The 26,210-nt window shown below is 51.1% G+C and carries 23 protein-coding genes; 9 read left to right on the forward strand and 14 right to left on the reverse strand.

Annotation, left to right across the window (positions count from 1 at the left end; all coding sequences use genetic code 11):
* Nucleotides 1–459: 459 nt before the first annotated feature.
* On the reverse strand, nucleotides 460–1,368 hold the full coding sequence (locus HUZ68_RS24030) for an alpha/beta hydrolase (RefSeq protein WP_023155176.1): 909 nt from the start codon (nucleotides 1,366–1,368) through the stop codon (nucleotides 460–462).
* 228 nt (nucleotides 1,369–1,596) lie between these two features.
* Between HUZ68_RS24030 and HUZ68_RS24035 the strand changes: the two genes are divergently transcribed.
* The 4 genes from HUZ68_RS24035 to yiiF all read left to right on the forward strand — a co-directional run bounded on the left by HUZ68_RS24035 (nucleotide 1,597) and on the right by yiiF (nucleotide 3,460).
* Nucleotides 1,597–1,908 (forward strand): hypothetical protein, encoded by a 312-nt coding sequence (locus HUZ68_RS24035; protein WP_000897305.1) that lies wholly within the window; start codon nucleotides 1,597–1,599, stop codon nucleotides 1,906–1,908.
* Nucleotides 1,909–2,199: a NadS family protein gene (gene nadS, locus HUZ68_RS24040; protein WP_000356397.1), complete on the forward strand. Its 291-nt coding sequence runs from the start codon at nucleotides 1,909–1,911 to the stop codon at nucleotides 2,197–2,199.
* A gap of 583 nt (nucleotides 2,200–2,782) precedes the next feature.
* The gene (locus tag HUZ68_RS24045) at nucleotides 2,783–3,001 is read left to right on the forward strand and encodes a ribbon-helix-helix domain-containing protein (protein WP_001295676.1); all 219 of its coding nucleotides are present in this window, start codon (nucleotides 2,783–2,785) and stop codon (nucleotides 2,999–3,001) included.
* Nucleotides 3,002–3,217: 216 nt separating this feature from the next.
* Nucleotides 3,218–3,460 carry a protein YiiF gene (yiiF, locus tag HUZ68_RS24050; protein ID WP_001086385.1) on the forward strand — a complete coding sequence of 81 codons (243 nt, stop codon included), beginning with the start codon at nucleotides 3,218–3,220 and terminating at the stop codon, nucleotides 3,458–3,460.
* A gap of 329 nt (nucleotides 3,461–3,789) precedes the next feature.
* On the opposite strand, the gene fdhE is transcribed toward yiiF, so the two are convergent.
* Genes fdhE through fdnG form a run of 4 tightly spaced genes read right to left on the reverse strand, consistent with a single transcriptional unit; the run spans nucleotide 3,790 to nucleotide 9,313 of the window.
* Complete coding sequence (gene fdhE / locus HUZ68_RS24055; protein WP_000027708.1) at nucleotides 3,790–4,719, reverse strand: formate dehydrogenase accessory protein FdhE; 930 nt, start codon at nucleotides 4,717–4,719, stop codon at nucleotides 3,790–3,792.
* The gene (gene fdoI, locus HUZ68_RS24060) at nucleotides 4,716–5,351 is read right to left on the reverse strand and encodes a formate dehydrogenase cytochrome b556 subunit (RefSeq protein ID WP_000829013.1); all 636 of its coding nucleotides are present in this window, start codon (nucleotides 5,349–5,351) and stop codon (nucleotides 4,716–4,718) included. The genes fdhE and fdoI overlap by 4 nt, the downstream gene beginning before the upstream one ends.
* Nucleotides 5,348–6,250: a formate dehydrogenase O subunit beta gene (gene fdoH / locus HUZ68_RS24065; protein WP_000331377.1), complete on the reverse strand. Its 903-nt coding sequence runs from the start codon at nucleotides 6,248–6,250 to the stop codon at nucleotides 5,348–5,350. Before fdoH ends, fdoI begins: the two co-directional genes overlap by 4 nt.
* 12 nt (nucleotides 6,251–6,262) lie before the next feature.
* On the reverse strand, nucleotides 6,263–9,313 hold the full coding sequence (gene fdnG, locus HUZ68_RS24070) for a formate dehydrogenase-N subunit alpha (RefSeq protein WP_011310337.1): 3,051 nt from the start codon (nucleotides 9,311–9,313) through the stop codon (nucleotides 6,263–6,265).
* A 193-nt stretch (nucleotides 9,314–9,506) separates the two neighbouring features.
* Here fdnG and fdhD point away from each other — a divergent pair, with 193 nt between their 5' ends.
* Both fdhD and HUZ68_RS24080 read left to right on the forward strand, forming a co-directional pair.
* On the forward strand, nucleotides 9,507–10,340 hold the full coding sequence (gene fdhD, locus HUZ68_RS24075; protein WP_000753589.1) for a formate dehydrogenase accessory sulfurtransferase FdhD: 834 nt from the start codon (nucleotides 9,507–9,509) through the stop codon (nucleotides 10,338–10,340).
* Nucleotides 10,341–10,492: 152 nt separating this feature from the next.
* Nucleotides 10,493–11,533 carry a YiiG family protein gene (locus HUZ68_RS24080; protein ID WP_001317404.1) on the forward strand — a complete coding sequence of 347 codons (1,041 nt, stop codon included), beginning with the start codon at nucleotides 10,493–10,495 and terminating at the stop codon, nucleotides 11,531–11,533.
* A 49-nt stretch (nucleotides 11,534–11,582) separates the two neighbouring features.
* On the opposite strand, the gene HUZ68_RS24085 is transcribed toward HUZ68_RS24080, so the two are convergent.
* The 4 genes from HUZ68_RS24085 to HUZ68_RS24100 are packed head-to-tail and all read right to left on the reverse strand — an operon-like array spanning nucleotide 11,583 to nucleotide 16,299.
* Nucleotides 11,583–13,331, reverse strand: coding sequence for a putative frv operon regulatory protein (locus HUZ68_RS24085; RefSeq protein WP_085008011.1), 1,749 nt, complete (start codon nucleotides 13,329–13,331; stop codon nucleotides 11,583–11,585).
* Nucleotides 13,331–14,401: an aminopeptidase gene (locus HUZ68_RS24090; RefSeq protein ID WP_001019466.1), complete on the reverse strand. Its 1,071-nt coding sequence runs from the start codon at nucleotides 14,399–14,401 to the stop codon at nucleotides 13,331–13,333. Before HUZ68_RS24090 ends, HUZ68_RS24085 begins: the two co-directional genes overlap by 1 nt.
* Nucleotides 14,391–15,842: a PTS fructose-like transporter subunit IIBC gene (locus tag HUZ68_RS24095; protein WP_000446023.1), complete on the reverse strand. Its 1,452-nt coding sequence runs from the start codon at nucleotides 15,840–15,842 to the stop codon at nucleotides 14,391–14,393. Before HUZ68_RS24095 ends, HUZ68_RS24090 begins: the two co-directional genes overlap by 11 nt.
* A 10-nt stretch (nucleotides 15,843–15,852) precedes the next feature.
* Nucleotides 15,853–16,299 (reverse strand): PTS fructose transporter subunit IIA, encoded by a 447-nt coding sequence (locus tag HUZ68_RS24100; RefSeq protein WP_001612103.1) that lies wholly within the window; start codon nucleotides 16,297–16,299, stop codon nucleotides 15,853–15,855.
* Nucleotides 16,300–16,776: 477 nt separating this feature from the next.
* Between HUZ68_RS24100 and HUZ68_RS24105 the strand changes: the two genes are divergently transcribed.
* Nucleotides 16,777–18,171: a carbohydrate porin gene (locus HUZ68_RS24105; RefSeq protein ID WP_239593990.1), complete on the forward strand. Its 1,395-nt coding sequence runs from the start codon at nucleotides 16,777–16,779 to the stop codon at nucleotides 18,169–18,171.
* A 40-nt stretch (nucleotides 18,172–18,211) separates the two neighbouring features.
* On the opposite strand, the gene rhaM is transcribed toward HUZ68_RS24105, so the two are convergent.
* From rhaM to rhaB, 4 genes are all read right to left on the reverse strand, one after another.
* Nucleotides 18,212–18,526 (reverse strand): L-rhamnose mutarotase, encoded by a 315-nt coding sequence (rhaM, locus tag HUZ68_RS24110; RefSeq protein ID WP_000619493.1) that lies wholly within the window; start codon nucleotides 18,524–18,526, stop codon nucleotides 18,212–18,214.
* A gap of 9 nt (nucleotides 18,527–18,535) precedes the next feature.
* The gene (gene rhaD, locus HUZ68_RS24115) at nucleotides 18,536–19,360 is read right to left on the reverse strand and encodes a rhamnulose-1-phosphate aldolase (protein ID WP_058100969.1); all 825 of its coding nucleotides are present in this window, start codon (nucleotides 19,358–19,360) and stop codon (nucleotides 18,536–18,538) included.
* A gap of 985 nt (nucleotides 19,361–20,345) precedes the next feature.
* Nucleotides 20,346–21,605: an L-rhamnose isomerase gene (rhaA, locus tag HUZ68_RS24120; protein ID WP_097480187.1), complete on the reverse strand. Its 1,260-nt coding sequence runs from the start codon at nucleotides 21,603–21,605 to the stop codon at nucleotides 20,346–20,348.
* Nucleotides 21,602–23,071 carry a rhamnulokinase gene (gene rhaB, locus HUZ68_RS24125; RefSeq protein WP_239593991.1) on the reverse strand — a complete coding sequence of 490 codons (1,470 nt, stop codon included), beginning with the start codon at nucleotides 23,069–23,071 and terminating at the stop codon, nucleotides 21,602–21,604. Before rhaB ends, rhaA begins: the two co-directional genes overlap by 4 nt.
* 287 nt (nucleotides 23,072–23,358) lie before the next feature.
* Between rhaB and rhaS the strand changes: the two genes are divergently transcribed.
* Complete coding sequence (gene rhaS, locus HUZ68_RS24130; RefSeq protein ID WP_239593992.1) at nucleotides 23,359–24,195, forward strand: HTH-type transcriptional activator RhaS; 837 nt, start codon at nucleotides 23,359–23,361, stop codon at nucleotides 24,193–24,195.
* Nucleotides 24,196–24,268: 73 nt separating this feature from the next.
* Nucleotides 24,269–25,117 (forward strand): HTH-type transcriptional activator RhaR, encoded by an 849-nt coding sequence (gene rhaR / locus HUZ68_RS24135; RefSeq protein ID WP_001302243.1) that lies wholly within the window; start codon nucleotides 24,269–24,271, stop codon nucleotides 25,115–25,117.
* Here the strand turns inward: rhaR and rhaT are convergent.
* Complete coding sequence (rhaT, locus tag HUZ68_RS24140; protein WP_000063507.1) at nucleotides 25,114–26,148, reverse strand: L-rhamnose/proton symporter RhaT; 1,035 nt, start codon at nucleotides 26,146–26,148, stop codon at nucleotides 25,114–25,116. The genes rhaR and rhaT overlap by 4 nt on opposite strands.
* Between the last annotated feature and the right edge of the window lie 62 nt (nucleotides 26,149–26,210).

The raw sequence follows: 26,210 nt of genomic DNA on the forward strand, positions 1-26,210 counted from the left end.
TCCATTGTCCTTGGCAACTCGATGTTGCAAACACTCCTTGAAAAACGCCTCGCCGATGGTAGAAAAATAGAAAATCTTTTTGATCAACAGGGATATTTTAGTTGCGATTCATTAACAGCCGAAGAATTAATGATGTTAAAAGACCTTTTTGATATTCGAGTTCTTCATGTCTCTAACAAATTTAATGTTGGGTTGCAAGGTAATATCAACACGGATGTTTTACAAGATTCGTTTTTTAAAAATGTCGATTTCATTCATGAATCTAACTCGTATACCGTAGGGATGGGAGTCTGACGAGTAAAACTCATTAGGATTATCAGAATTCGGCCAATGCATTGCAAAAATGAAATACAGAGAGAAGTGTGCAGGCGCTTAGCCGCGAGGGGCATGGCGAAGCCATACAGAAAGCACCAGCATTCAGAACTCCTGTGAAAGCGGCATAGTGCCGCTGCTCAGGAGTTACCTTCCCGCTCTCCAGGCCACATCCCGCAGCGCCGATCGCGCAGCCTCACTGATACCACCTAACTGAAAAAATCCGTGGATAACGCCAAGGTAGCGTTGGCAGGTGCATTGTACTCCTTGCCCTGTCATGCGGTGATACAACGCTTCACCTTCATCGCAAAGCGGGTCGTATTCAGCGGTAATGATATGTACAGGTGGCAAGCCATTGAAATCATCGCGCCAAAGAGGGCTGGCTTCAGGATGCCTGCGTTCAATGCCTGGCAGATACATCTCAAAGCCGCTCAGTAAAGTGTCGCGTGTGATGATGTAATCGTGACCATTGCGTATGTAGCTTTCGAAATGCGCAGTCGCATCAAGCATGGGATAAATTAAGATGAGTTGTGCCGGTTGCCACTCGCCAGTACGCTTTAATCGCAAAGCAGTTACCAGCGCCAGATGTCCGCCCGCACTGTCACCGGCAAGAGTTATCCGTTGTTTATCAACGCCGAGTCGTTCGGCGTGTTGCCAGACTAATTCTGCACCTCGTTGCGCATCATCATGGGCGGCGGGGAAAGTATGTTCCGGTGCCAGCCGATACTGGACGGCAATAACACGACATTGCCCGTAATAGGCTAACTGGCGCAGCTGGTTGTCGTGAGTTGCGAACCCGCCGCTAACAAAACAGCCACCGTAGTAATAAATTATCGTCGGGAGTAATGTCGGGGCATTAAGCGGCGACACTATTCGTAAGGTCATCCCTTCAAGTTCGATAGTCTGAATATCTACCCGCGTTTCTGTCTCACCCGCAAGGACAGCGCTGGCGATATAGCCCTCCCTGCGCTGCGCAATACTTTGTTGACGCGATGAGGGGCGACCCGCAGCGATAAACTCTTCGACTAACTCTGCAATTCCTTTTTCCAGTGCCATAGTAGAACTCATTTTGCTGTATGAATGTACAGTTTTATACACCCGTTTTTGCTGGATGGATACCGGGAAATTCACGGGCGTGAAAAATCTGGAAAGCGCCTCGCAAATGTAAAGACAAACCCGGCAGAGACGTGGTTTTGCTGGAGCACTATCAGTAAGCTAGTGGTTTCAAGGGTACGTCAATGACGTACAAAAAGGATTGTTACTCTAAGCCAATGGCGTATAATTATGCTCTTCATCGAAACGGAAATTTTTACTGAAGATGTTCAAAAACTGCTGACCGACGATGAATTCAGTCGTTTTCAGTTTTTCCTGGCCTTGAATCCTGACTATGGTGAGGTAATACCTGAAACTGGTGGGTTAAGAAAGGTTCGATGGGTGTCAGGAGGAAAGGGGAAACGTGCTGGTGTCAGGGTTATTTACTTTCATCAGGTTAAACATTATGAGATCAGATTACTGCTTATTTATCGTAAGGGTATTAAAGATGATCTGTCTCCCCAGGAAAAAGCAATGCTCCGGTTGTTAAATACGAGGTGGTAAATGGATAAGGCACTTTTTGAGCGGTTGACTCACAGCATGGCCCAGATGAATGAAATTATTGAAGGAACGCGACAGCCTTCGCGGACTTTTGAAGTTGATGCTATGAAAATCAAAGAAATACGCCGCGCTTCAGGGTTGTCACAATCTAAATTTGCCGATCTTATTTCTGTAAGCGTAGACACGTTGCGTAACTGGGAGCAGGGGCGACGTTCACCGACCGGGCCTGCAAAGGCTTTGCTGCGAGCGATTGCCAATGATCCGCAACATGTGCTGCAAGCACTTAACCGTTAGAGGCATGGTTATGCCATACAGAAAGCACTAGCATTCAGAACTCCTGTGAAAGCGGCATAGTGCCGCTGCTCAGGAGTTTTGTTATGACCCGTATCGTGCTGAGCGTTGCCACCCTATGATGCGATTAAAAAAACTCACCGTCGAGCCGATGATTGACGTCAATGCTATCGGATGATGCCGGGGGTGTTCCGGAAGGAATTCCTTGTTTCCCGAACTGTTACCAACAAAATTATAACGATGAGCAAGTAAAGACCGGTTGGTGGCAGTACTGACCGGTCTGTGATGGAAGATTAATTTCACCTTAAATCCTGGTGCTGTTAGGATGCTGACGTTTTTCGGCTACACCATTCAGATTATGCAAATAAATATCCCTGAATATAATATATTCATAGCACCCATAACTCATCCTGGGCGATAACTAAACCATTTTTGAGTAACAAATGAAACAACTGCAACGCTCTTATTATTTCTGGAAAACGTCTCGCAAAAACAAAACAACATGCAAAAATCCGCTTTCGTTAATTAATTTTCCGGCGTAATTTTCGCACATACATTAATGAGTAATATATGTAAGGTGGTGGTAATGGCGATGAATACGGTTTTTCTTCATTTATCAGAAGAGGCAATTAAACGGCTGAACAAGCTTCGGGGCTGGCGTAAGGTTTCACGATCTGCAATTTTACGCGAAGCGGTAGAGCAATATCTGGAACGTCAGCAATTCCCGGTGCGTAAAGCAAAGGGAGGCAGGCAAAAGGGGGAGGTAGTTGGTGTTGATGATCAGTGTAAGGAGCATAAGGAATGACAAAAATTTTTCATTCTTGAATATAAAAAACAGATGCCCTTATTCTGGTATTAATACAAGACTGTTTTACTTGAACTTATAATAACTGCAACTGTTACATCATATCTGGAAAACGCCTCGCAAAAATAAAAAATGATGCGTAAATGCGCTTTCTTTAAAGATTCGACAAGGGTACTTTTCTCTCCATAGATATCAAATGATATTGGTCAAATATTTATGAACTCTCTGGCAGGTATTGATATGGGCAGAATTATACTCGATTTATCGAATGAGGTGATTAAGCAACTTGATGATCTTGAGGTGCAGCGTAATCTTCCTCGCACGGAGCTATTACGGGAAGCGGTAGATCAATACTTGGTAAATCAATCGCAAACAGTAAGAACCAGTGCTTTTGGCATATGGCAAGGGCGTGAGGAAGATGGTGTCGAATACCAGCGTAAGCTGCGCGAGGAATGGTAATGGGAAAAAATGATATCAATCAGATTGCTGACAACGTGTGCGTTGTTCATGCCGGATGCGGCGTGAACGCCTTACCCGGCCTACAAAGTCTTATAAATTCAATGTATTGCAGTTTATTGGTAGGCCTAATAAGCGCGGCGCATCAGGCAATCTTACGCTTATCATCAGTCTCATACCCATAACCTTATTGATGTGGGGGTGGGTAAATTGAGGCAAAACAGGCACTGGCGGCATAGCTTGAGGTGGTAACGCGGAATACGAGAGATGGTGTCGTCACACCCTATGAGCTGTAATCCGGGCGACCAGCGCCACCCGGAAAACGTCAGAGATTACTCCCCTTCACCCGGAAACAGGAACGGGTTGATGGAACTGCGGGCATAGCCTTCTTGCTCCATTCGTGCGTCCAGTACCAGAGAGGCGAGGTCATCTGCCACGGCTTCAACTTTCGGTTCTTTTTCCTGATAGAGAATTTTCAGGTAAGTGCCGCAGTCATCGCAGCTTTCGGCTTTAATCGCGGCCTGTTCGTCATCCAGCGACCAGTAATGCAGTTTGCCGCTCTGCTCACAGTTGCTGCATTTTACGCGCACTACGTGCCATTCAGTTTCACACAGGTTGCAGTGCAGGTAACGCAGACCCTGAGTGGTGCCAATTTGCACCATGCTGGACACCGGCATAGAGCCACATACCGGGCAATATTGACGTTGTTCGCCGTATTCAGCGCGGGCTTTGCCGGGGATCAGATTGGCCATCTGCGCCCAGTAGAGCGACAGTGCAGCCCAGATAAACGGCGCTTTATCGCTACTGACGGATGAGAAATCAGAGGCAAACAGTGCGCTGGCCATATCTTCCAGCTCCTGAGTCGATGCCTTCTCCAGATTCTCAATCACTGCCAGCGCCGGGCCGCTCATTTCAGGTTTCAGCTCAGCAATTAGCGCCATCAGCAGCTTTTGCCAGTGCTTATCACGCGGCAGAACGTGAATATCCAGCGGGGGCTTGCCTTGTGCGCTGGCTTCTTTAATGCGCGCAGTCAGATCCATCTCCAGCGGATGGTCGTACAGCACCACTTCCTGGGCGTGGGCGATAAGCGCAGCAAAGCGCAGGTAATCACCCAGCGGATTATTTTCTGCCAGCTCGCGCAGACGCTCGGCGCGGCGGTTGTATAAATTCTTGAGCCGAGGGAACAATAACGGCGGAATCATATCCGCCGTACGTTTCTCGCTCGAACCCAGCTCATCTTGCGGGATTATGCGAATACTCATTCAGCTTTCTTTTCCGTTGTCTTGCGGACCTCACGGTACCAGCGCGGGTGATGTTTCTTCGCCCAGGCGCTGGTAACCCATCCTTCCACCATGGCGGTAATCGTGCCTTTCACCCAAAGGGCGGCGTAGATATGCACCATGATAACCACAATTAACGCCACTGCGGCAAATGAATGCAGCATTAACGCGAATCGGATCACCGGGATTGAGAAAGCAGGCGCAAAATAAGGACGCCAGATAATCACGCCGCTCACCAGCAGCAGAACCAGGAAAATAATCGCCGCCCAGAAAACGCATTTCTGACCGAAGTTATAACGCCCGGTGTCACCTACTTCCTCGTTGACGACGATCTTACGAATATTCTTCGCCCAAAAGATATCATCCCGATTGATTAGGTTGTGATGCCAGTAACGGAAAAACATGATGATGAACGAGGCAAACATAACCACGCCGACAAACGGGTGCAGAATTCGCGCCAGCTGCGGTGTGCCCATGATTTGCATCAACCAGTTGAAGGACGGGAACAAAAAGCCCAGCCCGCTCACCGCCGCCAGGATGAAGCAGAAGGCGGTGATCCAGTGGTTGATACGTTCCGGCGCGGTGTAGCGCACGATGGTGTCACGTCGTTTCATTTGCGCTCCTCGTCTTTCTCTTCGTGCAGATTATTCTCTTCCTCATCCGCACGGTTCGGACCGACACCCACGTAGTGGAAGATACTGGCTGCGAAGGTAGCCGCAAAGCCAACAGCTGCGAGCGGTTTCCAGATGCCTTTCCAGAATTTCACGGTTTCGCTGATTTCCGGGTTCTCCGGCAAGCCATGATACAGATTTGGCTTGTCAGCATGGTGCAGCACGTACATAACGTGTGTACCACCGACGCCTGCCGGATCGTACAGGCCCGCATTGTCGTAACCGCGGGTTTTCAGCTCCGCCACGCGCTCGCTCGCCAGCGTTTTCATCGACTCTTTCGTACCGAAGTGAATCGCGCCCGTTGGGCAGGTCTTCACGCAGGCTGGTTCTTGCCCAACCACCACGCGGTCAACGCACAGCGTACATTTGTAGACGCGGTTGTCTTCCGGGTTGAGGCGCGGAATGTCGAACGGACAGCCCGCAATGCAATAACCGCAGCCAATGCACTGCTCGGACTGGAAGTCGACGATACCGTTGGCATACTGAATAATTGCACCTTCCGCCGGGCACGCTTTCAGACAGCCTGGATCGGAACAGTGCATACAGCCGTCTTTGCGGATCAGCCATTCCAGTTTGTCGTTCTGCTCCACTTCCGAGAAGCGCATCACCGTCCACGATTTGGCACTTAAATCATTGGGGTTGTCGTACACCCCAATGTTATTGCCGACGGTATCGCGAATGTCGTTCCACTCTGAACACGCCACCTGACAGGCTTTACAGCCGATACAGGTGGTGACGTCGATGAGTTTCGCCACTTCTTCCTGGAAGTCCCGCGCCTGAGGCGCGGGGGTCAGACCGTTAGTCGCGGAACGACGAATGATATCTTGCGATTGATAAGCCATATGTCGTCTCCGTTACACCTTTTCCACATTCACAAGGAAGGACTTAAACTCCGGCGTCTGCGTGTTCGCATCACCAACGAATGGCGTTAACGTATTGGCAATAAAGCCTTTTTTAGCTACGCCTTCATAACCCCAGTGAATCGGAATACCGATGGTATCGATATCTTTGCCGTTCGCTTTCAGCGTGCGAATACGTTTGGTCACCACCGCTTTGGCCTTGATATAGCCACGGTTGGAGGAGACTTTCACGGTATCGCCCTGGGCAATGCCAAGTTTATTCGCCAGCGACTCCCCGATTTCCACAAACTGCTCTGGCTGCAAAATCGCGTTCAACAGCGCGTGTTTGGTCCAGTAGTGGAAGTGCTCGGTCAGACGATAGGTGGTTCCGACATACGGGAACTTATCGGCTTTACCCAATGCTTCGGCGTCGTCTTTAAAGATACGTGCAGCCGGGTTCGAGATAACGTTTGGATGCAGCGGGTTAGTTCCCAGCGGCGTTTCAAACGGCTCGTAGTGTTCCGGGAACGGACCTTCCGCCATCTTATCGAGGGCAAACAGACGCCCCATGCCTTCCTGCTGCATGATAAACGGCCCGACGCCGCTGCCCGGAGGCGCTGCGCTGTAGTCCGGAATATCCCAGCCGGTCCACTTAGTGCCGTCCCATTTCAGCAACTGACGCTTCGGATCCCACGGGTTACCCTGCGGATCTGCGGAGGCGCGGTTATACAGAATGCGGCGGTTAAGCGGCCATGCCCATGCCCAGCCCAGCGTGTTACCGAGGCCAGACGGATCGGCGTTATCACGGCGTGCCATCTGGTTGCCTTCCGGCGTCCAGCTACCGGCGAAAATCCAGCAACCACAGGAAGTTGTACCGTCATCGCGCAGTTGGGCAAACGAGCTAAGTTGTTGGCCTTTCTTGACGATAACCGCACCGGTTGCCGGATCGGTAATATCGGCCAGCGCCTTACCGTTGCTCTCCATCGCTACTTCTTCCGACTTCGGCTCATGCGGAATGGCGTAGTTCCAGGTCATGTTCAGCACCTGGTCCGGGTTCGCGCCACCCTGTTCGGCATACATCTTGCGCAAGCGCAGGAAGATACCGGAGAGGATCTCGCCATCAGTCAGCGCAATCCCTGGGGCGTCCGCACCTTTCCAGTGCCACTGCAACCAGCGACCTGAGTTTACGATAGAACCGTTCTCTTCCGCGAAGCAGGTCGATGGCAGACGGAACACTTCGGTCTGGATCTTCGACGAGTCAACTTCGTTCAGCTCACCGTGGTTCTGCCAGAAGTTAGAGGTTTCAGTGTTCAGCGGGTCGATGGTGACGAGGAACTTCAGTTTCGACAGACAACCGATCACTTTGTTTTTGTTCGGGAATGAGGCAACAGGGTTAAAGCCCTGGCAGATATAGCCATTGACCTTGCCCTCTTTCATCATCTCGAAGTATTGCAGGACGTCGTAGCCTTTATCCCACTTCGGCAACCAGTCAAAGCCCCAGCTATTTTCCGCCGTTGCTTTATCACCAAAGAAAGCCTTCATCATGGAGACGAAGAATTTCGGGTAGTTGCCCCAGTAGTTTACCTGGCCTTCCAGCAGCGGTTTTGGCGTGTTGGCGGTAAGGTAGGTTTGCAGATCGGTCTGCTTCTCGCTTGGCAGCGTCATGTAACCTGGCAGGCTCTGCGACAGAAGGCCCAGGTCCGTCAGCCCCTGAATATTGGAGTGACCGCGCAGGGCGTTAACGCCGCCGCCTGCCATCCCCATGTTGCCGAGCAGCAGCTGGATCATCGCCATCGTACGAATGTTTTGCGCACCAACGGAGTGTTGCGTCCAGCCGAGGGCATACAGGAACGAGGCAGTTTTATCGTGAGCACTGGTTTCTGCGATGTATTCGCAGACTTTCAGGAACGCGTCTTTTGGCGTACCACAGATGTTTTCAACCACATCTGGCGTGTAGCGGGAAACGTGCTGTTTCAGCAAGTTCCACACGCAGCGCGGATGTTGCAGCGTGGTATCGCGTTTGGCGAAGCCGTTTTCGTCCAGTTCGTAAGTCCAGGAGGATTTATCGTACTTGCGTTTTTCTGCGTCGTAGCCGGTGAACAGGCCATCTTCAAAGCCGTAATCCTCACGCACGATCAGGCTGGCGTTGGTATAGGCTTCGGTGTATTCGCGGTTGAATTTTTCATTGTTCAGCAGGTACAGCAATACGCCTGACAGGAAAGCAATGTCAGTACCGGAACGAATAGGGGCATAGTAGTCAGCCACTGCCGCCGTACGCGTAAAGCGAGGATCGATCACAATCAGCTTCGCGCCGTTGTGAATTTTGGCTTCCATCGCCCAGCGGAATCCGACCGGGTGAGCTTCAGCGGCGTTACCGCCCATCACCACGACGAGGTTGGCGTTCTTGATGTCGACCCAGTGGTTGGTCATCGCACCGCGACCAAATGTTGGAGCAAGACTTGCTACCGTTGGTCCGTGTCAGACACGCGCCTGGTTGTCGACCGCGAGCATACCCAGCGCGCGGGAGAATTTTTGCGTTAAATAGCCGGTTTCGTTACTCGACGCGGAAGCACACAGCATCCCGGTGGAGAGCCAGCGGTTAACGGTCACGCCTTCGGCGTTTTGCGCAATGTAGTTAGCATCGCGGTCTTCTTTCATCAGTTTGGCGATGCGATCAAACGCCTCTTCCCAACTGATTTGCTGCCATTTATCAGAACCAGGGGCACGGTATTCCGGGAACTTCAGACGGCTTTCGGAGTGGATGAAATCCACCAGGCCAGCGCCTTTCGGACAAAGTGCACCGCGGTTGACCGGGTGATCCGGATCGCCTTCGATATGGAAGATAGATGCTTTGGCGTTTTTTGCTCCGTCACCGAGGCTGTACATCAACAGCCCACAGCCTACGGAACAATAGGTGCAGGTATTACGGGTTTCGCGGGTGCGCAGCAGTTTATACTGCCGGGTTTCCGCGAGTGCTACGCTGGGTGCAAAACCCAGTGCCGCTGCCGTGGTGCCTGCCATACCGCCAGCGCAGATCTTAAAGAACTGCCTTCTGCTGACCTGCATGGATTGCTCCTTGTTTCGACATTGTCACGTCCCATTTACATTCGCTTGCTGAGTGTGCAGGGAGTGGGAGTTATTTTTCTTTGCGGAAGGGGCCGCAAAGGTCCAGAATTGGCTCAATTTCCCTCCATCCAGGAAGGGTTTGTAACAGAATACCATAATGTTGGTGTGTGTGTTCTTATCTGGTTAAGAGAAAGTGAAAAAAACACAGCAAAAAGAAATCGAAAATGTGACAAATATCACAGGTGTTCGTCAAATTGAGTTATGGCGGCGTGATGATTTACAACACCCACGGTTAGATGAGGTCGCGGAAGAAGTTCCCGTTGCGCTGGTCTACAACGGCATTTCGCATGTGGTGATGATGGCGTCGCCCAAAGACCTTGAGTACTTTGCGCTCGGTTTTTCGCTTTCCGAGGGGATAATAGAAAGTCCGCGCGATATCTTCGGCATGGATGTCGTTCCTTCCTGTAATGGTCTTGAAGTACAAATTGAGCTTTCCAGCCGCCGCTTTATGGGGTTGAAGGAGCGCCGCCGGGCGCTGGCGGGACGTACGGGCTGTGGCGTATGCGGCGTGGAGCAACTTAATGACATCGGAAAACCGGTGCAGCCGCTACCGTTCACCCAGACGTTTGATCTCAACAAACTGGATGATGCATTACGTCATCTCAACGATTTTCAGCCAGTGGGGCAACTGACTGGTTGTACTCACGCCGCTGCCTGGATGTTGCCATCTGGCGAACTGGTCGGCGGGCATGAAGACGTGGGTCGCCATGTGGCGCTGGACAAACTGTTAGGCCGCCGGTCACAAGAAGGGGAAAGCTGGCAGCAAGGTGCGGTACTGGTTTCCAGTCGTGCCAGTTATGAAATGGTGCAAAAGTCGGCGATGTGCGGCGTAGAGATTTTGTTTGCGGTGTCTGCCGCGACCACGCTTGCTGTAGAAGTGGCTGAGCGTTGTAATCTGACGCTGGTGGGTTTTTGTAAGCCGGGTCGGGCAACGGTTTATACCCATCCGCAGCGTTTGAGCAATTAATTAAAATAAGTCCTGCGATATATATTAAATTGCAGGACTTATTCATTTCGTGAATTTTATTATTTTATTTATAAATAAAACGCGTGTAGTGGCGTTTTCTTTTTTCATTTATTATGTTCACTCTCTTATCTATATATTTATAAGGCAATTAAATGAAAAGGAATTTATTATCTTCCGCTATTATAGTCGCCATCATGGCCCTCGGTCTGACGGGTTGTGATGATAAAAAAGCCGAAACAGAAACGCCCCCGCCTGCCAATAGTCAACCTGCCGCACCAGCTCCTGAAGCTCCCGTTGCAAAAGCAGAAGCTAAACCTGAAACACCTGCGCAACCGGTGGTCGATGAACAAGCGGTTTTCGACGAAAAAATGGATGTCTATATCAAGTGCTATAACAAGTTACAGATCCCTGTACAGAGCAGTCTGGCGCGTTATGCTGACTGGCTGAAAGATTTTAAACAGGGGCCTACCGGTGAAGAGCGTACTGTTTATGGCATCTACGGCATTAGTGAATCCAACCTCGCTGAGTGTGAAAAAGGCGTAAAAAGTGCTGTGGCGTTAACGCCTGCGCTGCAACCTATTGATGGCGTGGCGGTGAGTTATATCGATGCTGCCGTGGCGTTGGGTAATACCATTAACGAAATGGATAAATATTACACCCAGGAAAATTATAAAGACGATGCGTTTGCGAAAGGGAAAACGCTGCACCAGACATTCTTAAAAAATCTGGAAGCCTTTGAAGCTGTAGCAGAATCTTATCATGCGGCGATTCAGGAAATTAACGATAAGCGCCAGCTTGCGGAACTGAAAAATATTGAAGAAAGAGAAGGGAAAACATTCCACTATTACTCTCTGGCAGTCATGATTTCAGCGAAACAAATTAATAACCTGATATCGCAAGATAAGTTTGATGCAGAAGCGGCAATGAAGAAAGTGTCTGAACTGGAAACGCTGGTGGCGCAGGCCAAAGAAGCGGATAAAGGCGGCATGAATTTCTCGTTTATTAATTCGGCAGGCCAGTATCAACTCGAGGCTAAAAAATACGTTCGCCGCGTCAGAGATAAAGTCCCGTACTCTGACTGGGATAAAGAGCAACTGCAGGACGCAAACTCAAGCTGGATGGTCGACGACTCTTTCCCGAGAGCATTACGCGAGTACAACGAAATGGTTGATGACTATAATAGCCTGCGTTAAACGTTTTTGATGATAAATGCAGTGTCGGATGCGGCGCATCCGACACAGTTCACCCCTTGTGAAGTAACTCCATAAATGCCTCATATCCTGTTAACCCGGCAATAACCTCTGCCGGATGCTGACACAATACGCTTGCCAGATAGCTAAATATTTTTAGCTCATGACGCGCATCGGCGGCGGCGCAGGCGATCAAGACATGGTTAATGACTTCGTTATTCACCTCAACTGGTTGGGCGAGGGTAATAAAAAATCCACGAAAACGTCGCTCCTGTTCGCTCCAGCAATGTGGGATGGCGAGGCGATTAACAATCAGGTTTTCACCTTCGCCTTCGCGGGCGATGATGCGTTGTGCTTCATCGGCGGTAATATGGTGTTGTGCCACTAATTGCGCACAAATTTGCCGGGTAATATGTTGCCAGCTTTCACCGCGTACATTCGAATAATGAAAACTTCCGGGGGCAGAGAAAAAACGCTCCGGCTGTTGGCGAATAAATGCCGTCGCCAGAAAATGTTTTATTTGTTCGATACCGGCAGCCGTAATGATATTTTTTACGGTGATGTAATTATTTACCGCGTCATCCAGTAAATAATGGCTGTTGTTAATGATCAATAACGGCTCAATCTCTTCGCGAATGGCAACAAGTTCGCTTAAGCTACGGGCAATAATCACCCGACAATGTAAAACATCGCGCTCAATGGCGAGCTGATTAATAGTGGCAATCGCGTTCTGGTCCGAGAGCAAAATGATCGGCTGGCGTTCGTTTTGATGCCGTTCCAGCGCACAGGCAAAATACAAACCGATCAGATCGCTGTCGAAAAGGGGAATATCGAGCTGTTCACGCAGTAGCGTAATAAAGTGCAGACTCATATCAAAGGCCGCAGGCCAGGCGGCTTTCAGGTCATTCATGCTGCTTTGGCGGTGCTCAGCAATCCACACCGGTGCGGCAAGGCAACGTAATAAATGCCCGGTAATATTCTCAACCAACTGCGTATCAATAATATTCAATGACGCGATACCTGGCACCCTTTGCAGCAACCCCAGCACATGATCGGCTGAAATTACCTGCGCTTGCTGATGCTGTTTCTCTATCAAACCCGTCAGGGTTCTTACAGCGTTATCACCGAGAAACAGGCCGCACTGTTCAACGATTTGTTTTATCTCGTTACCGGGATATTGCGGCCATATGTCAGTAAGCTGATTACGCAGGGCGTAAATCGCCAGAATCAGGCTGGAGAGATAATCACCCTGCATCAGCGGCCAGCGGTGTTGGTTGTCGCAGGCCGTGGATAAATGCTGAAGGTTGTCTCGTGTTATGCCCGCCAGCGGAATTAAAAACGGATCTTTGCGTAGCAAGTTCGCCAGCAAGATAACGCGCTTCTCTTCTGTTTCATCAATGAAATGGCCCAAACCGGGGCGACTGGCCAGGCAACAAGTGCGTTCATAACGCTGTTTTAACCGGGGCAGACGTTCTGCTACCCACGTTTCTGGCAAATTAAGCGCCGAGGCGAGTTGCGCACGGGGAGTAAAGGTATTTAGTAATAATAGCGCCAGCAGCCGATCGTCGTTATCGTGCTTTTGCAGCAACTGAAAAAAGCTGCGGCGCTCGAAGATTTCCAGCTGATAGCCCGCACTACCACTGGCGAAAATGCGGGCTTTGCCGTTAAGGGTGAAGTTGAGATAGTCAATATCACGCAGGATGGTCCTGCCTGAAACGCCAGTCTGTTGCGCCAGCTCTCCAGGCGTGCGCGGCTGTTGCTCCAGCAGATCGACAATCTTTAACTGGCGTTCGTTTAGCATTAATCCACCTGACGGAACTGGCTAAACGCGTTGACTTTCTCCGCAGTTAAGGTCGTCAGAAAATCCCGTATCAGCGTGAGCAGAGCATCGTAATCGGCTTTTGAAATCATGCCGCTGTTAGCGTGCAGATAACGAGTTGGCAGACACAGCGCGACAACCGGACGCCCGCCGCCCATCACGTTGTAGCGCCCGCCATCCGTCGCTCCGGTTTTCATGGTGGAAAATTGCAGCGGTAAATCGTTATGTGCGGCACAGTTTTTTAACACTGCTACCAGTTTCTGGTTGGGGAAGTAGCGCTTGTCAAACAGCATCAGCCCCGGCCCCTGGCCCAGTTTCAGCGGGTATTTAATGTTATCAATGCCCGGAACATCACCTGCGACAGCGGTATCCAGCACAATCACCACATCCGGTTTAATGTGTTCCGCCGAGGTTTGTGCCCCGCGTAGCCCAACTTCTTCTTCCACACTGCCAACGCCGTACAGCGTAATTTCTGGGTTATTTACTGTCTGTAGTAGCTCCGCCATCATCGCGCAGCCGATGCGGTTATCCAGCGCCTTTCCGACTACTTTATCTTCGCCCCAGCAGGCAAAATTGGCTTCCGGGCTAATAAAATCGCCAATTTCAACGCCGCGCTTTTCCGCTTCTTCGCGACTGTTCGCGCCAATATCAATGAACATCTCATCAAATGACAGCGGTTGTTGCTTTTGCTTTTCCGTTAACGCATGAGGCGCGACGGAACCAATCACACCAGGGATTTTAAATCCCTTGTGTGTGCGTATGGTTACCCGGTGGTTGAGCATCGACTGATTCCACCAGCCGCCAATGGTGGTGAAGCGCAGAAAACCGCTCTCGTCGATGTGGGTGACCATAAAGCCGACTTCATCCATATGCCCGACAACGGCAACTTTTGGACCTTTATTCCCCTTACGGGCAACAAAGCTGCCCAGACCATCAAAGGTGATTTCATTAACGCAAGGTTCCAGCGTGTTTATCAGGATGTCGCGAACTTCCTGTTCATCGCCGCTGACGGCGCTGGCTTCGCACAACTGTTGCAGTAACTCAATGTTCATGGACAAGCTCCTGTTGCGCGGCTTTCGCTTTGCGGCGTAACCACAATCCTTTCAGGACGATAATGAATGAAATGTTTAGCGCGAGGCCAATCGCCAGCACCAGATAAAACGAACCTACCGGCGACATCAGGCCGATCAGCGGGTCAAAGATACCCAAACCAGGTGCCAGACGTTTGATTCCGAAAGCGATCACCAGCACGCCGGTAATACCGCCCGCCAGCGTATTGGCGGTAATCATCGGTAACGGAGCTGCCAGAGCGTAAGGAATAGCAGGTTCGGTTGCGACTGTGGCACCGACCACAATGGCACTACTGGCAGCCTCTTTTTCCTGTCGGGTAAACAGTTTGGGCGCAATGAACGTCGCAAGACCCGCCGCAACGGGCGGCATCAACGCGACAACGCCGACGATGGCGTACCAGTCATAAATGTGTTTTTCCAGCAGTGAGAAGCAGAAGAACCAGGCGGTTTTATTGATGGGGCCGCCCATATCGAACGCCAGCATCGCACCGACCAGAAACGCTGCCGCAAACTTCATTGATGGAGGAATGGTATTCAGGAAGTGGAGCAGCCCGCCCATGAGGTCGGACATCACCGGCCCGATAACGTAGTAAGTGAGCACGCCGAAAACCAGCAGAGTAACGAACGGGATCAGCATTGAACCGAGCAGCGGTTGTAATGCTTTGCCAAGGCGCACTTTGCGGAACCAGAAGACGAAATAGCCAATCGCCAGCCCCAGCACCACCGCGCCGAGGAATCCCGCACCCGACTGGGTGCCGAGCAGCGCTTTGTCGTTCGCCAGATAGCAAACCAGAAACGCCGGAGCGAAAGCCGGTTTATCGGCAATCGACGAGGCAATATAAGCGCCCATGATGGGGATCATAAAGGTGAAGCCAAGGTAACCGATGGATTCAACTACCCAGGTAAACGACGGCGCGCCTTTCGACATATCGGTATACGGCAAACCGAACTGCACCAGCATGTTGGCAAGCGCCACCAGGATACCACCGCCGATGACAAACGGCAGCGCCGCAGAGACGCCCGCCATCAGGTGGCTCATCACGCTGCCGCTTTGCACTTCCTGTTTGCCAAGCTTCACGCCGCTATCTGCGGCAAAAAGCTGCGAGTTTGTCGGTAATTCGCTGAAAATCTGGTCGATATTTTTCAACGCCTGGGAGATGGCAATCTCATAAACTTTCTTCCCGGCAAACCGCGCGCGATCATCACCGCTCAGGCCACGCCCGGTAGCGAGAATGACGTAATCGGCAGCGGCAATCTCTTCGCTGGATAAGCGGTTTTCAACGCCACTGGACCCTTGAGTTTCCACTTTTATGGTATGACCGAGAGAACGGGCTTTCTGTTCCAGGGCTTCCGCCACCATGTAGGTGTGAGCGATCCCGGCGGGGCAGTTGGTGATCGCGACAATACGTAAGGATGACTCCATCGCCACTTCCTTATGAGCTGAGGGTTTGATTTAACAAGGCAAGCACCTGGTCGGCGTCGCCCTGTTGCAGTTGATGAATAAAATCCTGGTGGATAATTTTGCGACACAGTGTGCCGATGATTTTGACCTGATCCTCTTCGCCGCTTTGCGGCACGCCGAGGCAGATCCAGCAATTGACGTCTTCGCCATCGCTGGCTTTCCAGTCAATAGCCTGCGCTTTGCGGGCGAATAACACGAACGGTTGTTTAACGCAGGCGCTTTTACCGTGCGGCACGGCGACACCAGAACCAAAACCGGTGGAGTGCATTTTTTCGCGCAGCAGCAGGGTTTGCAGGAACTGGTGTGAGTCGGTGATAAAACCGTTTTGTAACGCCATTGTCGCCAACTGCTTCAGAACGGAATAAGCGCCATTGCCCTGAATATTCAGGTCAATACAGCTTGCAGTAAGAGCTGCCATTAATCGGACTCCATGAAAAAATATTTCAGTTAATTGTAATAGCGGGGCGGGTTTGTGATGAGCGCGGATATGTCGTGAAGTCGTGACAATATAAAGCAGAGAGAAGGATAAATTTTGCGGCGTAAGGCACATATTAGTAGGTAAAATAAATCTTGTGAATAAAGAGTTATTATTTAATGATTTTGTGAATGTTTAAATGTCTCAGATAATTTGTCTAAACGTTATTTATATTTGTGGCTTATGAGTCAGCTTGAATCATATCTAATATTTTTTACGATATTTAGTTAAAAACGGCACTATTGTTATATTCCTCACGTTCCAGGAAATCAGCGGATTTACTCATATTATGCGGCGGGATACTATCCATCGGCCTGCTGAAGTTGGATTAAAAATTCGAAAGTGCACACTTTATATTTCTCTATATACGTATTCCTTTTGGAAAGCGTAGGACCTCCTTTATTTCAGGGAACGTAAATAATGAAAAAATCGATATTATCTTTAGCCATCGGTTTATTATTGGCATGTAGTACCGGTATGGCAAAAACACAGCATTTAACGCTGGAACAACGCATGGCATTGCTGGAAGAACGCCTGGAAGCGGCAGAAATGCGGGCGGCAAAAGCAGAGAGCCAGGTTAAACAGCTGCAGACACAACAAGCCGCTGAGAACCGCGAAATTAAGGCCGCTCAGGGCAATACGCCGGTAAATGGACAGGCAACGGCGGAATCTGCAAAGAAAAATGCCACCTCACCTAATCTTTTGCTTTCAGGTTATGGCGATTTAAAAATCTACGGCGACGTAGAATTTAATATGGATGCGGAAAGTAATCATGGCCTGCTGGCAATGACCAACGCTGATGTGAATAGCGATCCCACTAATGAACAGTGGAATCTCAATGGTCGTATTCTGTTAGGTTTTGACGGTATGCGAAAGATGGACAACGGTTATTTCGCCGGGTTCTCCGCACAACCGCTGGGTGATATGCACGGTTCAGTAAATATCGATGATGCGGTATTCTTCTTTGGCAAAGAAAACGACTGGAAGGTCAAAGTAGGCCGTTTTGAAGCCTACGATATGTTCCCGCTGAATCAGGATACCTTTGTTGAACATTCCGGTAATACTGCGAACGATCTTTATGACGATGGCAGCGGTTATATCTATATGATGAAAGAGGGCCGCGGGCGCTCTAACGCTGGCGGTAATTTCCTCGTCAGCAAACAACTCGATAACTGGTATTTTGAATTAAATACGTTACTTGAAGATGGAACATCTTTATATAATGACGGTAATTATCATGGACGCGATATGGAGCAGCAGAAAAATGTTGCTTATCTGCGCCCAGTAATTGCCTGGTCGCCGACGGAAGAATTCACCGTTTCCGCAGCGATGGAAGCGAACGTGGTAAATAATGCTTATGGTTATACCGATAGCAAGGGTAATTTTGTCGATCAGTCCGATCGTACCGGCTATGGGATGAGCATGACCTGGAACGGCCTGAAAACGGATCCGGACAATGGCATTGTGGTTAATCTTAATACCGCCTATTTAGATGCTAATAATGAGAAAGATTTCACTGCCGGGATTAACGCGCTGTGGAAACGTTTCGAGCTCGGTTATATCTACGCGCACAATAAGATTGATGAATTCAGCGGTGTAGTTTGTGATAACGACTGCTGGATTGATGATGAAGGGACGTACTCCATTCACACCATTCATGCGTCTTATCAGTTCGCTAATGTGATGGATATGGAGAACTTTAATATTTACCTCGGGACGTATTACTCCATTCTGGATAGCGACGGTGATAAAAAACACGGTGATGATACTGATGACCGTTACGGCGCACGCGTTCGCTTTAAATACTTCTTCTGATGAAGGCGCGGTGCTGGATATTTTCCGGCACCGCAACTCATTAAGGCAGGTAAAACACTTCTTGCAGCTCGCTACTCACCGGGCTGTTATCCGGGTTAGCGGGCATAACATCGGTCATGTATTTCCACCAACGTTGGCAAACATCAGTACTGGCAACCGCATTCCAGCGTTCTTCAGATTCAATCTCTACCATGGCAAACAGCAGATTACGCGCTTTGTCGAGATAGATGGCGTAGTTATGCGCACCGTGAGATTTCAGCACTGCTTCCAGTTCTGGCCAGATGGGATTATGCCGACGCTGATACTCTTCGTGGGCGTCGGGGTTTACCTGCATGACAAAGGCTTTGCGGATCATGTTTGCTCCTTACAGCGCCAGCGCACTGGCGAGTGGCGTAACGCCGAAACGCTTGCCGAGCGCTATCAACTCTTCACGGCTGATGGTCTGTTTCATGCCGCCCATCGAATAAACCTTCACTAATACTTGTGCTGATTTTTCTGCGGTGTCGATTAAACCGAAGGTTTCATCCAGCGTCGGTCCGCTGCCGAAGACGCCGTGGAAGGGCCACAACACCAGCGAATGTTTTTGCATCTCTTGTGCGGTCGCCTGGCCGATTTCGTCCGTGCCGGGCACCATCCACGGCAAAATGCCAACGCCATCCGGGAATACCACCAGACACTCGGTGCTGCCTTCCCACAGTTGGCGAGTGAAGACCGCGGTGTCGTTTTCAAGTACATAGGTGAGGGCGATCAGGTTGGTGGCGTGGCAGTGCATGATCACCCGATCTTTGCCGTTGGTGGCTTTAATGCGCTCGCAGTGGGAAAGGAAGTGAGCCGGAAGTTCGGATGTCGGGACGGCTTCGTTGGTTAACCCCCAGAGAATGTGGTAACCCGCGCCGTCGCTGTCGACTTTTACGACGCCTAAGTTAGCCGCAGGATCAAGCTGGACGTTACGGAAGAATTTGCCGGAGCCGGTGACAATAAACGGCGTATTTGCCAGTAAAGGCATGGGTTGGCTGAGCGGAATATAGCGCGGTTGTGGGTGGAAGTTGTCGTGATAAAGCGCGATATCGGCGTCATCCAGGCGCAGCGTCAGGTTGCCGCCGTTGCGCTCGTCCCAGCCTTTCAGCCAGGCATCGGTGGTGGCTTTGATCATTCCCTGGACAAACCAGGACTGGGTAATGTTTTGCATGTTCTGTGTTCCTGTAAATTCGGTGTTGTCAGATGCACGACCTGTAGTGCCGCATCCGGCAATCAATGCCTGATGCGACGCTGTCGCGTCTTATCAGGCCTACAACTATTGCCGACCTGTAGGCCGGATAAGGCACTTGTGCCGCATCCGGCAATCAATGCCTGATGCGACGCTGTCGCGTCTTATCAGACCTACAACTATTGCCGACCTGTAGGCCGGATAAGGCGCTCGTGCCGCATCCGGCAATCAATGCCTGATGCGACGCTGTCGCGTCTTATCAGGCCTACAACTATTGCCGACCTGTAGGCCGGATAAGGCGCTCGTGCCGCATCCGGCAATCAATGCCTGATGCGACGCTGTCGCGTCTTATCAGGCCTACAACTATTGCCGACCTGTAGGCCGGATAAGGCACTCGTGCCGCATCCGGCAATCAATGCCTGATGCGACGCTGTCGCGTCTTATCAGGCCTACAACTATTGCCGACCTGTAGGCCGGATAAGGCACTCGTGCCGCATCCGGCAATCAATGCCTGATGCGACGCTGTCGCGTCTTATCAGGCCTACAACTATTGCCGACCTGTAGGCCGGATAAGGCGCTCGTGCCGCATCCGGCAATCAATGCCTGATGCGACGCTGTCGCGTCTTATCAGGCCTACAACTATTGCCGACCTGTAGGCCGGATAAGGCACTTGTGCCGCATCCGGCAATCAATGCCTGATGCGACGCTGTCGCGTCTTATCAGGCCTACAACTATTGCCGACCTGTAGGCCGGATAAGGCGCTCGTGCCGCATCCGGCAATCAATGCCTGATGCGACGCTGTCGCGTCTTATCAGGCCTACAACTATTGCCGACCTGTAGGCCGGATAAGGCACTCGTGCCGTATCCGGCAATCAATGCCTGATGCGACGCTGTCGCGTCTTATCAGGCCTACAACTGTTGCCGACCTGTAGGCCGGATAAGGCGCTCGCGCCGCATCCGGCAGTGTTTACCCACGCTGGCTCAAAATCGCTTTCTCATATGCCCGCACGCTCTCCAGCCATTCGCTACCTGCTGGCGTATCATGACGTTGGCAATACATTTCCCATACTGCCTGCCACGGCAACGATTTCTGCTCTTCCAGTAGCGCCAGACGCGCAGTGTAATCGCCCGCCGCTTCCAGCTTGCGTAGTTCAGCGGTAGGTTCCAGTAACGCACGTAGCAGGGCTTTTTTCATATTGCGTGTACCAATGACCCACGCGGCAATGCGGTTGATAGAGGCATCGAAGAAGTCAAGGCCGATATGCACCCGGTCGAACAGATCGTGACGAACAATCTCACTGGCAATCGCCTGGGTTTCATCATCCAGCAGCACTACGTGATCGCTGTCCCAGCGAACCGGACGGCTGACGTGCAGCAGCAACTGCGGCACATACAGCATGGCGGCGGAAATCTTGTCGGAAATCACTTCAGTCGGGTGGAAATGCCCGGCGTCCAGGCACAGCGCCGTCTGGCGGCTGGTGGCATAACCCAGGTAAAACTCATTGGAGCCAACCGTGTAGCTCTCCGCGCCAATGCCAAACAATTTGCTCTCAACGGCGTCGATATGGTGCGCAGGGTTTAGCTTCTCGCTGATCACCTCATCCAGTGCTGCCAGCAGACGCTGACGCGGTGCGAGACGGTCAACGGTGATATCTTTCATACCATCCGGGATCCAGATGTTCATCACCGATGGTGTGCCGAGTTGCTCGCCAAAATAGGCCGAAACGCGACGGCTGGCTTTGCAGTGATCAATCCAGAACTGGCGAATGCTGTCGTCGGGATGCGAGAGCGTAAAGCCATCGGCGCTTAGCGGATGCGAAAAGCAGGAGGGGTTAAAATCCAGACCGAGCTGATTGGCTTTCGCCCATTCAACCCAGTTTTTGAAGTGCTCAGGTTTGATCTGGTCGCGCGAGACTGGCGTGTCTGATTCCAGATAGATGGCATGTAAATTAAGCCGTTTTGGCCCCGGAATCAGCCGCATAGCCTGTTCCAGATCGGTACGTAGCTCACTGGCATTACGCGCTTTGCCCGGATAATTACCAGTAGCCTGAATCCCACCGGTCAGCGAACCTTCCGGGTTTTCAAAACCGGAAACATCATCACCCTGCCAGCAGTGCATTGAAACGGGTAAACGATCAAGTTGGCGCAGCGCCTCCTCGACATCAATCCCCACCGCCGCGAAACGCTGTTTCGCCAGCTCCCAGGCCTGTTCCAGTTGAGTGGTCATGCGCAAAGCTCCTTTGTCTGTCGTGTAGAGTGAATCTGCGCCACATAGTGGGCAATTTCACTGTCAGGATTAGGGGTAAAGGTGGTCAGATTCGCGGTGGTGCTGACGACCTGACGGAAATCATCCACATTGTTGAGTTCATCCAGCGTCATTAACTGGATGCCGATATTGCCGAGCGTCGAGGCTTCAACAGGCCCGGCGATCACCCGAATACCGCAGGCATCGGCACATAGCTGGTTGAGCAGCGTGTTCTGGCAGCCTCCGCCGACAATATGCAGTTGCGAGAAATCTTCACCGCGTAGCTGCGCCAGCTCATGCAACACATCGGCATACAGCAGCGCCAGACTGTCGAAAATGCAGCGCGCCAGTTCAGCATCACTTTCCGGGATCGGTTGCGCCGTTTCCCGACACGCAGCCTGAATTTCGCTGCACATCGTCTCAGGATTAATAAAGCGATCGTCATTGGGATTGATAATGAAGCGGCAAGCCGGAAGTGCCTGTGTCGCGGCGATAAGCGCCGGGAGATCGTTGATTTGCCGCTCCTGAAGCACTCGCTGAAGCAGCCATAAGCCCATAATATTTTTCAGCACCCGATAGCGACCTTCCGCCCCGCCTTCATTGGTGATGTTGGCTGCCAGTGCCGTGTCATTGGTAAATGGCGTCTGGCTTTCAAAACCCATCAATGACCAGGTGCCAGAAGAGAGATAAGCGGCGCGTGAACCGTTTAACGGCGAGGCGATAACCGCGCTGGCGGTATCATGGCTGGCAACGGCGACCACTGGAATCTCATTACCCTGCGGGCAAATCCAGTGACCTATGACATTACCCGGATGCGTCGGGCGACCAAACCAGGCTTTGTTGGCACCGCTCCACGCCAGTAGCGACTCGTCCCAGTCGTCGCTATTGATATTGACCAGTTGCGTGGTCGTGGCGTTGGTGTACTCCCAGTTCATCTTGCCGGTCAGGCGATAACTGAAGTAATCCGGCATTAGCAGAGCGTGAGCAATGTGTGGAATAAGTTCAGGTTGTTGCTCCGTCAGCGCACGCAACTGATAAAGCGTATTGAAGGGCAGAAACTGGATGCCGCTACGTTGATAAATATCGCGTTTGCCGAGTTGCTGTTGTGCCTGCGTCATCAGGCCATTGGTGCGGCTATCGCGATAAGCAACGGGCAGGCCCACATGCTGACCCTGTTGGTCGAGCAGCACAAAGTCCACGCCCCAGGTATCAATCCCAATGCTATCGATACGAATCCCTTCCTCGCACACCTTGTTTAATCCAAGGCGAATGGCACTTTCAAGGCTATCCACATCCCAGGTGACATAGCCGTTCTGACTATGCAGCCCATTGTTAAAACGATGGATTTCGCGCAGCGTCAGGCTGCGGCATTCACGCTCGTAACGCGCCAGCATCACGCGCCCACTGGATGCGCCGAGATCGACGGCGACACAATTGCGAAAGGTCATAATGTGATCCTGCTGAATTTCATTACGACCAGTCTAAAAAGCGCCTGAATTCGCGACCTTCTCGTTACTGACAGGAAAATGGGTCATTGGCAACCAGGGAAAGATGAACGTGATGATGTTCACAATTTGCTAAATTGTGGTGGTGTGATGCTCACCGCATTTCCTGAAAATTCACGCTGTATCTTGAAAAATCGACGTTTTTTACGTGGTTTTCCGTCGAAAATTTAAGGTAAGAACCTGACCTCGTGATTACTATTTCGCCGTGTTGACGACATCAGGAGGCCAGTATGACCGTATTACATAGTGTGGATTTTTTTCCGTCTGGTAACGCGTCCGTGGCGATAGAACCCCGGCTCCCGCAGGCGGATTTTCCTGAACATCATCATGATTTTCATGAAATTATGATTGTCGAACATGGCACGGGTATTCATGTGTTTAATGGGCAGCCCTATACCATCACCGGTGGCACGGTCTGTTTTGTGCGCGACCATGATCGGCATCTGTATGAACATACCGATAATCTGTGTCTGACTAATGTGCTGTATCGCTCGCCGGATCGATTTCAGTTTCTCGCCGGGCTGAATCAGTTGCTGCCACAAGAGCAGGACGGACAGTATCCTTCCCACTGGCGCGTTAACCACAGCGTATTGCAGCAGGTGCGACAGCTGGTTGCACAGATGGAACAGCAGGAAGGGGAAAATGATTTACCCTCGACCGCCAGTCGCGAGATCTTGTTTATGCAATTACTGCTCTTGCTGCGTAAAAGCAGTTTGCAGGAGAACCTGGAAAACAGCGCATCACGTCTCAACTTGCTTCTGGCCTGGCTGGAGGACCATTTTGCCGATGAGGTGAATTGGGATGCCGTGGCGGATCAATTTTCTCTTTCACTGCGTACGCTACATCGGCAGCTTAAGCAGCAAACGGGACTGACGCCTCAGCGATACCTGAACCGCCTGCGACTGATGAAAGCCCGACATCTGCTACGCCACAGCGAGGCCAGCGTTACTGACATCGCCTATCGCTGTGGATTCAGCGACAGTAACCACTTTTCGACGCTTTTTCGCCGAGAGTTTAACTGGTCACCGCGTGATATTCGTCAGGGACGGGATGGTTTTCTGCAATAACGCGAATCTTCTCAACGTATTTGTACGCCATATTGCGAATAATCAACTTCGTTCTCTGGCCGAGGTAGCCACGGTGGCGCATCAGTTAAAACTTCTCAAAGATGATTTTTTTGCCAGCGACCAGCAGGCAGTCGCTGTGGCTGACCGTTATCCGCAAGATGTCTTTGCTGAACATACACATGATTTTTGTGAGCTGGTGATTGTCTGGCGCGGTAATGGTCTGCATGTACTCAACGATCGCCCTTATCGCATTACCCGTGGCGATCTCTTTTACATTCATGCTGACGATAAACACTCCTACGCTTCCGTTAACGATCTGGTTTTGCAGAATATTATTTATTGCCCGGAGCGGCTGAAGCTGAATCTTGACTGGCAGGGGGCGATTCCGGGATTTAGCGCCAGCGCAGGGCAACCACACTGGCGCTTAGGTAGCATGGGGATGGCACAGGCGCGGCAGGTTATCGGTCAGCTTGAGCATGAAAGTAGCCAGCATGTGCCGTTTGCTAACGAAATGGCAGAGTTGCTGTTCGGGCAGTTGGTGATGTTGCTGAATCGCCATCGTTACACCAGTGATTCGTTGCCGCCAACATCCAGCGAAACGTTGCTGGATAAGCTGATTACCCGGCTGGCGGCCAGCCTGAAAAGTCCCTTTGCGCTGGATAAATTTTGTGATGAGGCATCGTGCAGTGAGCGCGTTTTGCGTCAGCAATTTCGCCAGCAGACTGGAATGACCATCAATCAATATCTGCGGCAGGTCAGAGTGTGTCATGCGCAATATCTTCTCCAGCATAGCCGCCTGTTAATCAGTGATATTTCGACCGAATGTGGCTTTGAAGATAGTAACTATTTTTCGGTGGTGTTTACCCGGGAAACCGGGATGACGCCCAGCCAGTGGCGTCATCTCAATTCGCAGAAAGATTAATTCGCCATGCCGATGCCGACGATGTTAGCGGCGACAATAATCACCACACAACCGAGGCTCAACACCGTTACCGGACGGCGTCCTGCATTGTTCCACTCTTTCAGCACCAGCCCGACGATACCGCCGCACAATACATAGAAGCTCATATGCAGCATCCAACTGATGTAGTCATATTGCGCCGGAATGCGGGCGTGGCCCCAGGCATAGAAAAAGAATTGCAGATACCACATCAACCCGCCCAGTGCCGAGAGTAACACATTGTGAATGATCAGCGGTTTTGCCAGCGAGAAGTCGGCTTTTAGCGACAAATCCTTCACTTTTGCCAGACGAATAAAACAGAAACCGAGGTTGATGATCGCGCCGCCGCCCATGATGACAACATAGCTTGGCAGAGCGACATACAGTGGATCGACGCCAAGTGCGGCAGCGGCTTCATGCATCGGTTTTGCGGCGTTCATCGCAAAGGACATCCCGGCAGAGAAAATGCCGCACATCACCGCTAGCACCAGCCCTTTTTTCAGATTGAACTCTTCGGCTTTAATGCCCATCTTGCGCTCTTTCAACTGCCCGGCTCGAGTTACAATCCCTACGCCAATCAGCGCCACCAGAACGCCGAGCAACGTCATGCGTCCGCCTTCGGTGTTAATCAGCACATCGAAATTGCCGTTGATAATTGGCGTCATCAGCGTACCGACAATCAACGTAATGCCAATGGCGATGCCAATTCCCATCGACATGCCGAGATAACGCATGGTCAGGCCGTAGTTGATATTACCGATCCCCCACATAGCGCCGAACAGAAAAACAGGCAGCAGCGTAGAGAGACTAAACGAGCTGTAATACGCCCAGAAATTCGGTAGTAACAGGGCGCTGATGGCCCACGGCAGAATAATCCACGAAACAATCCCACCGACTGACCACATGGTTTCCCATGACCATTTTTTTACTTTTTTGAACGGAGCGTAAAAACAGGCTGCACTGGCCGCGCCGATCAAATGCCAAAATATCCCCATCGTAATCGCGTTACTCATCTTCTTATCCTCATCATTTTTCGTCGCGTCACATCTCCGACGAGATGAGTGTAAAAATCGTG

Source organism: Shigella dysenteriae (assembly GCF_022354085.1).
In the GTDB taxonomy this organism is placed as follows: Bacteria; Pseudomonadota; Gammaproteobacteria; order Enterobacterales; family Enterobacteriaceae; genus Escherichia; species Escherichia coli.